The organism is Nocardioides sp. JS614 (assembly GCF_000015265.1).
In the GTDB taxonomy this organism is placed as follows: domain Bacteria; phylum Actinomycetota; class Actinomycetes; order Propionibacteriales; family Nocardioidaceae; genus Nocardioides.
The window spans coordinates 4925807-4937682 of record NC_008699.1 but is presented as its reverse complement, the minus strand read 5'-3'; the positions used below and the strand labels follow the sequence as shown (position 1 = coordinate 4937682).

Here is an 11876-nt window from a genome sequence, read left to right as displayed (position 1 = left end):
AATTTTCCCATGCACACCTGTGGGCAACTGTCTGCGCAGGTCAGAGGCGTGTCCGGACCCTACCGACGCCTTCCGTCCACAGCGCGCTCCCCAAGCTGTGCACACCTCACCGCGTGTCGTCCACGCCTCATCGGGGGGTTATCCCCAAGCGTCCCCCGAGCCTGTGGATAGGCCACTGTCGCGGAGTGGCCCGGGGCGCGTACGTTCCCAAGGTCGTCGGGTCGTCTCCCGCACCGAACACCGCCAGGTCGCAACGGCGTTGTCGGTGGCTGCTCGTAGCGTCGGCGTCGTCAGCAGGGGTCGGACGGGTGCGATCAGGAGGGGCACGTTGAGCGTCACCGAGCAGGGCCCGCGAGGGCTGCCGGAGCCGCCGATCGACGACTGGGGCGATGGTCCGGCGGCGTACGCCCCGGGCGAACGGCCCACGTCGCCGGGCGACCGGACGCCCCCGCAGGACATGGCCGCCGAGCAGTCGGTGCTCGGCTCGATGCTGATCTCCAAGGACGCCATCGCCGACGTCGCGGAGGTGCTGCGCGGGGTCGACTTCTACCGGCCCTCGCACGAGACCATCCACGACGCGATCATCGACCTCTACGGGCGCGGCGAGCCGGTCGACATGGTCACCGTCGCGGCCGAGCTGCAGCGCCGCGGCGAGCTCCAGCGGATCGGCGGCGCGCCGTACCTCCACACGCTGTCCGCGAACGTGCCGATCGCCGCCAACGCCGGCTACTACGCCGAGATCGTCCGCGAGAAGGCGATCCTGCGCCGCCTGGTCGACGCCGGCACCAAGATCGTCCAGATCGGCTACGCCGGCGAGGGCCAGGTCGACGACATCGTCGACACCGCGCAGGCGGAGGTCTACAAGATCACCGACCGCCGCGCCGCGGAGGACTACGCGCCGCTGAGCGACATCATGGACGGCGTCCTCGACGAGATCGAGGCGATCGGCAACCGCGAGGCCGGCCTGTACGGCGTCCCGACCGGCTTCGCCGACCTCGACGACCTGACCAACGGCCTGCACTCCGGACAGATGATCATCGTCGCGGCGCGCCCCGCCATGGGCAAGGCGCTCGCCCTGGACACCGCGCTGCCCACCCCCTCCGGCTGGACGACGATGGGCGACGTCCAGGTCGGCGACCAGCTGTACGACGCCCACGGCAGGCCGACCACCGTCGTGGCGGCCACGGAGGTGCTGACCGGTCGCCCTTGCTACGAGGTCGAGTTCTCCGACGGCTCGCGGATCGTCGCCGACGCCCAGCACCAGTGGCTCACCGAGAGCCGTGCTGCACGGAAGTCGAGGTGGGCGGCGGACAAGCAGTACAACCGCGCCCGAAACCAGAACATCGTCGCGTCCGTGGTCACCACCGAGGCGATCGCGGGCACGCTTCGAGTCGGTGCGGATCAACGTGCGAACCATGCCGTGCTGACGGCGGATCCGTTGTCGGGCAGCGACGTCGACCTACCGATTCCGCCGTACGTGCTCGGCGCGTGGCTCGGCGACGGTCACAGTGCCTCCGCACGGATCACATGCGAGACGCCGGAGATCCCGATGTACCTCGAGGCGTGTGGACTGAGGGTCGACCACCAAGGAGCGATGCTCTACAGCCTCAAGTTCCCCGACGGAGATCCGCGCGGCAGCGTTCAGGGTGTGCTGCGGACCATCGGCGTGCTGAACGACAAGCACATCCCCGCTGACTACCTGCGCGCGTCCGAGGGGCAGCGCCGCGACCTCCTGGCCGGGCTGATGGACACCGATGGCACCGTCGTGAGGGGCGTCGGCTCGTGCCAGTTCGCCGTGACCAACAAGCGCCTCGCCGACGACGTCTACGAGCTGGTCGTCAGTCTCGGCTACAAGTGTGGACGCACGACACGGCGGGTGCAGGGCCGATCCCCGGAGACCTCGACCTGCCACATCCTCAACTTCTCGACCGTCGACGACGTCTTCCGGCTGGAGCGCAAGCACCTCCTCCACAAGGAAGAGCGGCCGGTGACCAGGGCGCGGATCGCACGCCGCTACATCACCGCCGTGCGTCCGATCGAGAGCGTCCCGGTCCGGTGCGTCGAGGTGGACAACACCGAGCACCTCTACCTCGCCGGCGAGTCGATGATTCCGACGCACAACTCGACGCTCGCGCTCGACCTGTGCCGTGCGGCGTCGATCCACAACAACCTCACGAGCGTGTTCTTCAGCCTGGAGATGACCCGCTCGGAGATCACCATGCGGCTGCTCTCGGCCGAGGCGAAGGTGCCGCTCAACCACATCCGCAACGGCAACATGAATGACGACGACTGGGCCAAGCTGGCCCGCAAGATGGGCGAGGTGTCCTCGGCGCCGATGTTCATCGACGACTCGCCGAACATGACGATGATGGAGATCCGCGCGAAGGCGCGACGGCTCAAGCAGCGCCACGACCTGCGGTTGGTCGTCATCGACTACATGCAGCTGATGACGTCGGGGCGCAAGGTGGAGTCCCGCCAGCTGGAGGTCTCGGAGTTCTCCCGGCAGATCAAGCTGCTGGCCAAGGAGCTCGAGGTCCCGATCATCGCGCTCTCCCAGCTCAACCGTGGCCCGGAGCAGCGCGGCGATAAGAGACCTATGATGAGTGACTTACGCGAGTCTGGGTCTTTGGAACAAGATGCGGACATGGTCATCCTCTTGCACCGCGACGACGTCTACGAGAAGGAGTCGACCCGCCCCGGCGAGGCCGACCTGATCGTGGCCAAGCACCGCAACGGCCCGACCCGCGACATCACCGTGGCCTTCCAGGGCCACTACTCCCGCTTCGTCGACATGGCCCACTGACCGGATGCGAATCTCGGATACAGATGAGACAAGGCCCGTTTCGTTTCAGGTCACTCGTCATTGAGGCCCCGACGTGCCGCAAACGCGGCGGCCCGACCGGTAGCGCGCTACCGGAACCCAAGCAACCGACGACGCTGGGCTTCGCAATCGCTCGCCGTACAGACGCGGGGTGGCGCCGCCGCCGACGAGACGCCGCGCAGCGCTGGTACGCGCGCACTCGCATCACGCTGGCGCGCAACAACGGGGACAGCGAGTCGGACCCCACGACCGTGATCCTCGGGTTGAAGCCGAACGAACCGCTCCCCGATGACACCACGCCACGTGCGCAGGTCGACGAAGATCTTGTTCCGGCGAACCGAGCCGACGGAGAGGAGGAGACCAATCGGAACGCTTAGGAGCATCTGGGGCCGAGCACGCCAATGCTCGGCCTCAGGAGGGCCCATACGTAACCCGGTGAACACCCCGAACTGTATGGCCCTCACCCAACCAGAATCAATTGCCGAACAGGTGAGGAAGACGTCAGATGCTTCACACCGTGAGTTATGACCTGTCCAAGCCTGGACACAACTACGACGATCTGTACGCCGCGACCAAGAGTCTTGGCGGCTGGTGCCACGCCCTGGAATCGCTGTGGATCGCCAGCACGGACCTGACGGCTGTCCAGGTGCGCGACCGTCTCAAGGCCGTGATCGACGACAACGACTCGCTCCTCGTCACGCAGATGAGTGGCACCTGGGCGTCGTACAACGTCGGGTCCTCGCAGACCGACTGGCTCCAGAAGTCCGTCTGGCGGTCTGAGGGAGGGCGGGTTTCGCTTCCCGGAGACCTTGGATGGTGCTACGTCTGCCCTTTCAGGGCGAGGGTTTCGGACTCGATCAGGTCCTTCCACGACAGGCAACATCCGAGGAGCACTGCGATGGCACAAACGGAGCCAAAGGCGGTGATCTGGGTTCGTGGAACGTCGGTTGGGAGCCTCGTCCAGATGAAGACGTTCCCGGCGATGGTCAGGAGAGCGGCGTTTACGGCCCAGCCCCGCGCGATGCGCATCCGGGTTCGGCCGTATTCGAACATGGCCCAAACGGCTTCCTTCTGGGCCGCCTTGACCCTAGCGGCCTGAAATTCGGTCTTCGTCGGGAAGGCCGTATCGCGAAGACGCTTCGCCCACTTCGAGAACGCTGCGTCCGCCAATCGGTCCATGAGTATCCCCAGGACGTACAGGAAAGGTAGGGCGATGATCGCCAGAATCGGGTCAACCGAGAAGGTCGCTGGTAGCCAGGTGTAGTCGAAGACGGTCAGGGCAAGCAGCGTTAGCCACAGAGAGGCGCCGCTACCGACAACCAGTAACTCCACTACAAGCGCTGTAGCACTCATGTGCACCTCTATCCTGTCGACGTTGCTCGGCGCATACATGCTGTCGAAACGATGACCGCTGGGAGCGAGAATGCAGGACCATAGCGATCTTGTGAAGCGTGCGCAGGAGGTGCTGCGCTGGCTCCGGGAAGACGGCAACTCGCCCGCTCGTGGACTGAACGATCAGCCGCGACCGATCCTCATCGAGTTTGCAGGCACGCCGAAGAGCGGCAAGTCGACGTGCATCGAAGCCGTCCGCCACTTCTTCCATCGCACTGGCTTCAAGGTAGCGACACCAAGCGAGGGGGCTTCCCGCCGGACGCCGAGTCACTTCAAGAGCGATCTCACCGCGTACAACGCGTGGAACGCCAGTTACGCCATTCGGCAGGTGATCGAGATCGTCCATCAACCCGAGCGGTTCGACATCGGCATCCTCGATCGTGGGTTGTTTGACACTGTTGCCTGGTTCGAGTGGTTAGCCAAGACCGGCGAAGTAGACCGGGCAACCGCGGATGTTGTTGTTGAGTTCATCATGCTGGAAAACTGGCGTGCGTCTATCGACATCGTGGTCCTGATGCAGGCCGACCCCGCTGATGCCATGCAGCGCGAGAACGAGAACAAGTTGGTAGAGAAGACGGGGCGAGCGATGAACCCCGAGTCACTCGCGGAACTGAACGTGGTCTACGACAGTGTGCAAGACCAGCATAAGCACCTGTTCCCGTTCTTCCTGGGCCTCGATACGAGCACGACCGAAGCATCGCTTGAGAACTCAGCCAGGCTTGTCGTCGAGGTCATGCTGGGCCTGATGGAGGCGCAGATGCCATGACTGGGAAGGTGCTGGTCTTCTCTCGCCGCCTGATAACCGGGTTCGAGCCGTTCACGCCGGCTCTCGGAGAGATGGACCTCGGCGCGATCGGAGACGACTGCTGGTGGGAGGCACGGACCGCCGCAGAGCGATCGACGAATGCAGTACAGGCCATCCCCGCCGCTGTGCTGTGCGACTCGGCAGGCAACTATCTCTTGCTTCAACGGGTGGATGAAGCGCGCAAGTCACTCAGATCGCGGTTGTCGTTGGTTATCGGGGGTCATGTTGAACCACCTGCTGGCGCGGATCTCCCGCCCGAGGTGAACTTCGAGACGCTCCTACGGACTACGTTGTTGCGCGAACTGCGGGAGGAACTAAGCCTCCAACTCGATCCAGGAGCGCTCGAATCAGTCGGAATGGTCGTTGACCCGCGCGGACTCGACGCGTCGCGGCACGTGGCGTTCGTGTACCGGGCCACGCTGGGACGTTCGATGGATGTGGACGTCACGGCGTTCGAGGAGTTCGCCGTGGACTCCGCCTTCTCCACACGGATGTGGCCAGGTCGCCAACTACGCCGCTTGCTACCGAGCCTTGATCCTTGGTCAGCGATCCTGGTCAGAAGTGGAGCCCTGCTTGGGTCTGGCTAGTCGCGCGAAGATCCGCTCGGATGCATGGAACGTCCTCCGCGGTGCTCGATAGTCGCTCCTCGTCCGGACTCACCGAGTTGTCGGACCCCTCGAATGAGGTCAGCGGTCGTGGCGCCGACCGCAAGCACCTTGCCGTCCTTCAGCGCTACCCACTGATCCTGACCAGCACCGGTCATCGTCACGTTGACGGCCTCAACTTTCGTACGGCTTCGGTACTTCAGCCTACGGAGTCGGCTCTTCATATTCCATCCCCCACCTTGGCTAGTCCGAACCGCGTGGGCGGTATAGCGATGCGCTACACGAAGTACGCTAGACACGATGAGCGAGGCACTGTCCGAGGCTCGCCGCGCATCAGCGGCAATCTTCGGCAACGAGAAGGTTGTCGAGGTGGTTCTGCAACTGAACGACCTCGCGCCAACCCATGCCCAAGCGCTCGCTGCAAAGTTGGGCGTTGCCCACAACCTGGTCCGGGCAGTTCTGCTGAAGTTGCACGAGGCTGGAGTCATTTTGGCGCTGCCTCGAACCGGACGGCGGAGCGCCTTGTACTACGACCTACCGGGCGAACCTGATCGAGAGACCTGGAACCGGCTCGTGCACCTGTGTCGCGCTCTTGCCAACGGGTCTGCCGAGACCGAAGAGCCGAGCGAGAGCACCCGCTCTTCGGCTTGAGCCCCGCACGACCCTTCACGGGTCTCTGGGAGACGCGATTGATCCGGCGTGTGAATAGCATCGAGGCCCCGGTCGCTTCTGGACGTGACGTCAAATCTGGACTCAGGGTGGTCCAGTTGCGGCCACCTGGGAAGACGCTAACGCTGTGCAAGGACATCTTCGCCACCCCGGGCAGTCAGTCACCTCGGCGATGACCTGAACGAGTCTCACCAACAGCCATCAAGACATCGGTCGCATCATCGAGGGCTCAACATGGACCTGCCTGGCCTTGCGGAGGCGCGGGACCCGTCCGTCAGGGGCGGGTTGGTTGGACTCCAGGTATGCCGAGCAGGTCCTGGGATGAGGTCGTGTGCCCATCCCTCCACCTTGAGGATGGGATCAGCAATCCCCGCCTGTCCAAAGCGCGCCAACACCTCGTTGTGGTGCCGGAAGGCGGTATTGAGGACGGCTGCCGACTTCCCAGCGTCGGCGATGGCGACCGGACAACTCGGCACGGCTCCGGCGATGGCTCGATGGCCGCTACGGCGCAAGCCCGGTTGGGGTCGCGTCCTAGGAGACTGCTGAAGAAGGCGTCATCTCGAGGGTGGTGGTGGCGTGGGCGGCGGGCGGAACACCACCAATGGGCCGTCGAGCGGCATTTCAGGTCAGCACTCTGGGTGCGACAACGGGGTCGTTCCGCCCGCCTGCGCCCATGGTGCGCGGCTTGCGGGTGGCAGGCAAGGCCGCACGGTGGCTGTTCAGGCCAGGACCCAGGCCCCGTCCTCGATGGTGAGGCCCAGTGCGAGGAGTCGACGCAGGTTGAGGCCGGCGACGCGGTGGTGGAGCCAGTTGTTGTTCTTCTCCACACCTCGGTAGGGGACGCGTCTGGCACCGCGGGTGAGCCAGGCGATGGAGCGTTCGACCATCGGCCGATGCTGGCGGTAGGTCACCTGGAAGCCCTCGTCGGCGGCCCGCTTGCGGTGCGCCCGCATGAGTTGCCCTGTGTCAACGTCCGCTGTGTCAGGCGGCGTTCGTGGTGTGTTGGTTGAGGGTGCGTTGGAGCGCTCGGTGTTGGTCGGGGTCGTAGGCGACGTGGTCTTGCCAGCAGCGCCAGATGACGTCGACCCAGGCGCGGGCCAGGATCCGCACGGCGTGGGGGTGGTCTGGTGGCGGGCCCGGGCGCGGTTGTAGAGGTCGGCGGCCCAGGCGTTGTCGTGTCGGGAGTCGGCGGCGAAGTCGCACAGGGCGTCGCGGAGTTCCTTATCGGCTCCCCAGCGGAAGGTGACCGCTTTGACCTTGCCGGACTGGCGGGTCGAGGGCGCGACGCCGGCCAGGCAGGCCAGCGAGTCCGCGGTGGGGAACCTGCCGCGGGCGTCGCCGATCTCGGCGAGCAGGCGAGCAGCGCGCACGGTCCCGGATCGGGGCAGCGACTTCACGATGTGCGCGTCGGGGTGGATGTCGAGCTGCTCGGCAATCGAGTCGGCCTGCGCGGCGATCTGGGTGTTCAGGGTCCGAAGGAGTGCGACGAACGCCAGCGTGGTGGCGGCGTGGAACCCGGCTTCGGGGCCGGTGGTGCCGCGGGGCGCGGCCAGGAGCCGGGCGTGCAGCACGGCGGGGTCGGTGCGGCCGGAGTAGGCGACCTTGGCGAGCCAGGCTGCGAGCCGGTCGACGGTGAGCCAGTCGGCCTTGGCCTGGGTGGGGAATCGCTCGAGGAAACTCAGGCTGACCGCCGAGTCCAGGGCGGCGAACAGGTCCACGATGCCGGGGAACACGACCTGCAGGTGGGCGCGGAGCGGGTTCGCAGCTGCGACACGGTGCTCGACCAGATCCCGACGGGCACGCACGGAGGAACGCATCGCCTGCGCGGCTGGGGTCGAGCGGGTCAGTGGGGTGAGGCGACGTCGGTCGGTGCGGACCACGTCGGCCAGCACGTAGGCGTCGAACCGGTCGTCCTTGTTGCCCGCCGAGCCGTAGCGCGAGCGCAGGTTCTTGACCTGGGCCGGCGCGATGACCAGCACGGTGAGCTCGGCGGCCAGCAGGGCGTCGACGACCGGCCCGTCGGGGCGTTCGATGCCGACCTCGTCCACGCCGGCCTTGAGCAGCCGGATGACCAGGCGCCGCAGTCCGGCCGCGGTGTGGGCCACACTGAACCGGTCCAGGACCTCGCCGTCGGCGTCGACGATGCACGCGACGTGGTCGTCCTTGGCCCAGTCGAGGCCCGCGCAAACTCGCGTGGCCGGCTGGATCGGGGTGACACTCATACTCGGGTCCTCGCTGTTGCAGCAGTGGGGAGCCACCCGGTGGTCCCGGGACCCCGCAGCCGGTCGCTCACTGATCGGCGCTCGCTGGCGCACAGCCCTGTAGCCGGTCTGGGGGTCCTGGGCCACCGGACCCCGCAGAACTCATGCAGGACCTCATCGAAGGTCGAGCCGCCGTGGCGGTGGTCCGGTGGGGACCAGGGGTGCATCAGCAGGCCATCCGTGCCTGCCGACGCGAGGAAGGTAGTCCAGTGAGCTGGTCGTGCTCGTGAAGGGTCACCTTGCGGCCGCGTGCTGAGGTGGTGCATCGCTCGGCGAAGGGGCAGCCGCGGCAGGCGGCGCCGAAGGTGACCGTCCGCTTTGAGGTCACGTTGCGGGTGATCCCGGCCGGGCAGGTCAGCGTGCCCGCAGCAGCGTCGGGGATGAAGTCGTCGATGGTGAAGCCGCCCTCGACGGCCGGCTTGATCGGCCAGGGCTTGAGCAGCGGCGTCCACTGCTTGCCGGCCAGAGTGTCCAGCATGTCGCCGCTGGCGTAGGCAGAGTCGCCGAGGACCTCGATGTCGTCCTCGGCGTCGATGGTGGGGTCGGTGGTCACGAGTCCGGCACCGACCGCGGCGTCGGAGTTCTCAGGTCCGTTGGTCTTGGTCAGCTCGCACTCGGTGGTCAGGCCGGTGTCGGGTTCGACCACGAGGTGGGCCTTGAACCCGTCCTGGCGGCGTTCGCGGGTCTTGTGGGCGTGACGGTTGTCGGGATCGACGGTCGAGATCACCCGATCCGGAGCGGTCTTGGGGGCGATGCGCCAGTGTCCGTCGGTGCCGTCGGAGTCCTCGGCCGGCTCGACGTCTTGGCCGGCGACCAAGGCCAGCAGCGCGATCGCTTCGGCGGGCTTGCCGCCGACCTTGGTGATCGCGTCGATGTCGAGGGCCGCGAGCAGCGCGAGCGCGTCACCGACCAACGCGGACACAAGCTCCTCGCGGGCGGCCTGGTCATCCCACGCGATGCGTGGCTTGCCCGGCTGGTCGTATCCATGTCCGGTCAACGCGGCCAGCCGGGTGCACTCTGTGGTGATCAGGTCCTTGGCGCCACCCACCTCGCGGCCGACCCGACGGATCTGGGCGATCAGCTGGGTGATGGTGTCTTGGCGGGCGACCGCGTCGTCGAGGATCGTGGAGTCCAGCGCGCGACGCGTCTTGCCGTTGACAGCGCCGGTTTCGGCGATGACGTCGCGGACGACCTCGAAGATCCGCTGCGGCCGGTCGCTGGCCGCCAGGCGGCGCCGCCAGTAGGTCAGCGTGGAGGGGTCGAAGCCCTTCGCGTCGATCGCGTACCCGCACGCTGCCTTCCAGCGCAGGTCGAAAGTGAGCGCGTCGACCGCTTCGCGATCGGAGTGTCCGTACAGCGACTGCAGCACGATCACCGAGGCGATCACCTCGCCCGGGATCGAGGGCCGGCCCCGACCCGAGGGAAACAAATCGGCGAACAACTCGCCCGGGAACAACCGGCCACGGTGCGCGGCCAGCAACGCGAACACGCTGCCCGGCTCGAGCAGGTGCCCGGCCACCGACTCCACATCCACCAACTCCCGCTGCCGACCCGACTCACCCTGCATGAACACAGGATTTCAGGGGCACGACCCACCGCGGGGAGGCGCACCATTGTTCAGCAGTCTCCTAGGGCGTGTCGATCAGGCTGTTGAGCGTGGCCGCAGTGCTCAGACCTACCGCTATGAATGCCGCGCCACCAGCGAGGAGACCCACGGTCAACGGACTCTTTGAAGAGTGCTCGCTCGCCGCCAGGCCCGCTGGGAGTGCAGCCAGGAAGCCGGCGAACAGGCTGAACATAAGGATCACGAAGGCACGCAAGTCAACCAGGCCCGCGGAGGTCGAGCGGACGCTCGGAGCGGGTGACGCGGCGGGTGACGCGGCGGGCCGCGGTGCGGTCATCTCGACCTCCTTCCTCATGAGACCTTTTGGCTGTGGAACCAATGTGAGCACACCGCATTGCGGCGCAGTAGTACGCTTGGACCAACGCCTTAACCCGTCAGCCTTGCAAGACTGTCGAAGACACGATCGTGGCCGTCAGACGGGTCAATACGTTCGGTTCAATGAGGTGGAACTCATGCCCAAGTTTCTCGGGTTCGACGTGTCGGGCCCGCCGAATCAGCGCGAGCGCGATTCGCTGGAGCGACGACGCACGCGTCTCGAACAAGCCCAGGACTCCGTCGCAACCTCGGTGTCCAAATACGTCGACATGGTCGACGCTGCGCGGAAGCGTGTGGATCGCATCCAGTTCCGGACCGGGTACGCCTACCGCAGCACGGCCGCGTCGACAGCATCGGATCGCGCGGCACCACCAAGAGATGAACGCCCACCGGCCACGCGACTGCTCACGCCTCGTGGCGCTGCCCTTCGCTTTCACATCTTGGCGTTGGCCGAGGGGCAGATCCGAACCCGGGCCGGTGCCACGCCATCCAACCGTCGACCCCTTCGACCCGATTACGACAACAAGGTCGGCTGGACAGACCTGCTGGCATCCAGCGCGCAATGGGCCGGGTCCGGGCGAGTTGTCATGAGCGCACAGGACAAGAGGTTGCGACAGGTCACCTCCTCCCTTGACCTCCTCGAAGCGTCCGGCCTCGTCAGGCTTCCGCGCAAGACGCGGGCCAAGGGCAAGTACGAAGAGTTCGAACTGCTCGACGAGACCACGTCACGCAAGCCTCCTGAGGAACCGCTTCCGTACACCGTTCCCAAGCGCTCTGAGTCGGTCTTCTCCCTGCCCGTGGAGTTCGTGACTCGCGGTTGGGTCCACGTCCTGGAGGACTCTGAGATTGCGGTCCTGCTGATGACGGCATCTGGAGTTGGCAGCATCGACCCGGCGCATGTAGCCATACCCGCGCGAGTTCGCCTTCAGCATTACGGCATCGGCCCCGATGCCTTCGAAGCGCACCGGTGGCTGGAGCGCTTCGGACTCATCGACGTGTTCGAGGTTGGGCGAAATTCAGATGGTACCGCGGAGAACTTCGCAGAGGAGGGAGCGATGCTTCATCGCTTGGCCATGAAGAAGGACGGCTTCGAGGCCGACGCGCCTACGACCGTACGCGGTGCGATCGAGAAGCGGCTGAAGATGGCGACTCCGTAGTGAGGAAGTCAGCCGCCAAGGTGCCCGCGCACACTTGAAACACGGGTGACGCCGGAGGGCACCCGCCCTGCGTTGTTTCGTTACATCTGTACCCGAGATTCGCACCCGACCGCTGCCGCAGCTTCTTCGTCACGACCTCCACCCGGCCCGGGTCGCCTCGGAACAGCACGGCCGAGGGGGGCATGTGCCGCCGCCGGCAGCACCCACCTGGCTCGCCGCCGGCTGGT

At 66.2% G+C, this 11876-nt stretch carries 7 protein-coding genes and 3 pseudogenes; 5 read left to right on the top strand and 5 right to left on the bottom strand.

Going from position 1 to position 11876, the window contains the following annotated elements; genetic code table 11:
- Positions 1-457 precede the first annotated feature (457 nt).
- Entirely contained in the window at positions 458-2803 is a 2346-nt protein-coding gene (gene dnaB, locus NOCA_RS25035) for a replicative DNA helicase (RefSeq protein WP_140403859.1), read from the top strand.
- An 837-nt stretch (positions 2804-3640) separates the two neighbouring features.
- Here dnaB and NOCA_RS27720 read toward each other — a convergent pair.
- The gene (locus NOCA_RS27720; protein ID WP_158305701.1) at positions 3641-4213 is read right to left on the bottom strand and encodes a hypothetical protein; all 573 of its coding nucleotides are present in this window, start codon (positions 4211-4213) and stop codon (positions 3641-3643) included.
- A gap of 31 nt (positions 4214-4244) precedes the next feature.
- Here NOCA_RS27720 and NOCA_RS25025 point away from each other — a divergent pair, with 31 nt between their 5' ends.
- From NOCA_RS25025 to NOCA_RS27290, 3 genes are all read left to right on the top strand, one after another.
- Positions 4245-4979, top strand: coding sequence for a hypothetical protein (locus tag NOCA_RS25025; protein ID WP_011758078.1), 735 nt, complete (start codon positions 4245-4247; stop codon positions 4977-4979).
- Positions 4976-5605, top strand: coding sequence for an NUDIX domain-containing protein (locus NOCA_RS25020; RefSeq protein WP_011758077.1), 630 nt, complete (start codon positions 4976-4978; stop codon positions 5603-5605). Before NOCA_RS25025 ends, NOCA_RS25020 begins: the two co-directional genes overlap by 4 nt.
- Before the next feature lie 318 nt (positions 5606-5923).
- Positions 5924-6274 (top strand): hypothetical protein, encoded by a 351-nt coding sequence (locus NOCA_RS27290; RefSeq protein WP_011758076.1) that lies wholly within the window; start codon positions 5924-5926, stop codon positions 6272-6274.
- Between the two features lie 737 nt (positions 6275-7011).
- On the opposite strand, the pseudogene NOCA_RS25015 reads toward NOCA_RS27290, so the two are convergent.
- From NOCA_RS25015 to NOCA_RS25000, 4 genes and pseudogenes are all read right to left on the bottom strand, one after another.
- Positions 7012-7248 (bottom strand): annotated as a pseudogene (locus tag NOCA_RS25015) (transposase); the annotation flags it as partial.
- Positions 7249-7431: 183 nt separating this feature from the next.
- Positions 7432-8514, bottom strand: a pseudogene (locus tag NOCA_RS25010) (IS110 family transposase); the annotation flags it as partial.
- Positions 8515-8734: 220 nt separating this feature from the next.
- Positions 8735-10120, bottom strand: a pseudogene (locus NOCA_RS25005) (transposase); the annotation flags it as partial.
- 61 nt (positions 10121-10181) lie between these two features.
- The gene (locus tag NOCA_RS25000) at positions 10182-10454 is read right to left on the bottom strand and encodes a hypothetical protein (RefSeq protein ID WP_140403848.1); all 273 of its coding nucleotides are present in this window, start codon (positions 10452-10454) and stop codon (positions 10182-10184) included.
- 175 nt (positions 10455-10629) lie between these two features.
- Between NOCA_RS25000 and NOCA_RS27285 the strand changes: the two genes are divergently transcribed.
- Positions 10630-11649 carry a hypothetical protein gene (locus NOCA_RS27285; protein WP_011758072.1) on the top strand — a complete coding sequence of 340 codons (1020 nt, stop codon included), beginning with the start codon at positions 10630-10632 and terminating at the stop codon, positions 11647-11649.
- Positions 11650-11876 lie beyond the last annotated feature (227 nt).

Coding starts and splice junctions, on each gene's coding strand:
- dnaB (WP_140403859.1), top strand. CDS start 458: ATGGCCGCCGAGCAGTCGGTGCTCGGCTCGATGCTGATCTCCAAGGAC.
- NOCA_RS27720 (WP_158305701.1), bottom strand. CDS start 4,213: ATGTATGCGCCGAGCAACGTCGACAGGATAGAGGTGCACATGAGTGCT.
- NOCA_RS25025 (WP_011758078.1), top strand. CDS start 4,245: ATGCAGGACCATAGCGATCTTGTGAAGCGTGCGCAGGAGGTGCTGCGC.
- NOCA_RS25020 (WP_011758077.1), top strand. CDS start 4,976: ATGACTGGGAAGGTGCTGGTCTTCTCTCGCCGCCTGATAACCGGGTTC.
- NOCA_RS27290 (WP_011758076.1), top strand. CDS start 5,924: ATGAGCGAGGCACTGTCCGAGGCTCGCCGCGCATCAGCGGCAATCTTC.
- NOCA_RS25000 (WP_140403848.1), bottom strand. CDS start 10,454: ATGACCGCACCGCGGCCCGCCGCGTCACCCGCCGCGTCACCCGCTCCG.
- NOCA_RS27285 (WP_011758072.1), top strand. CDS start 10,630: ATGCCCAAGTTTCTCGGGTTCGACGTGTCGGGCCCGCCGAATCAGCGC.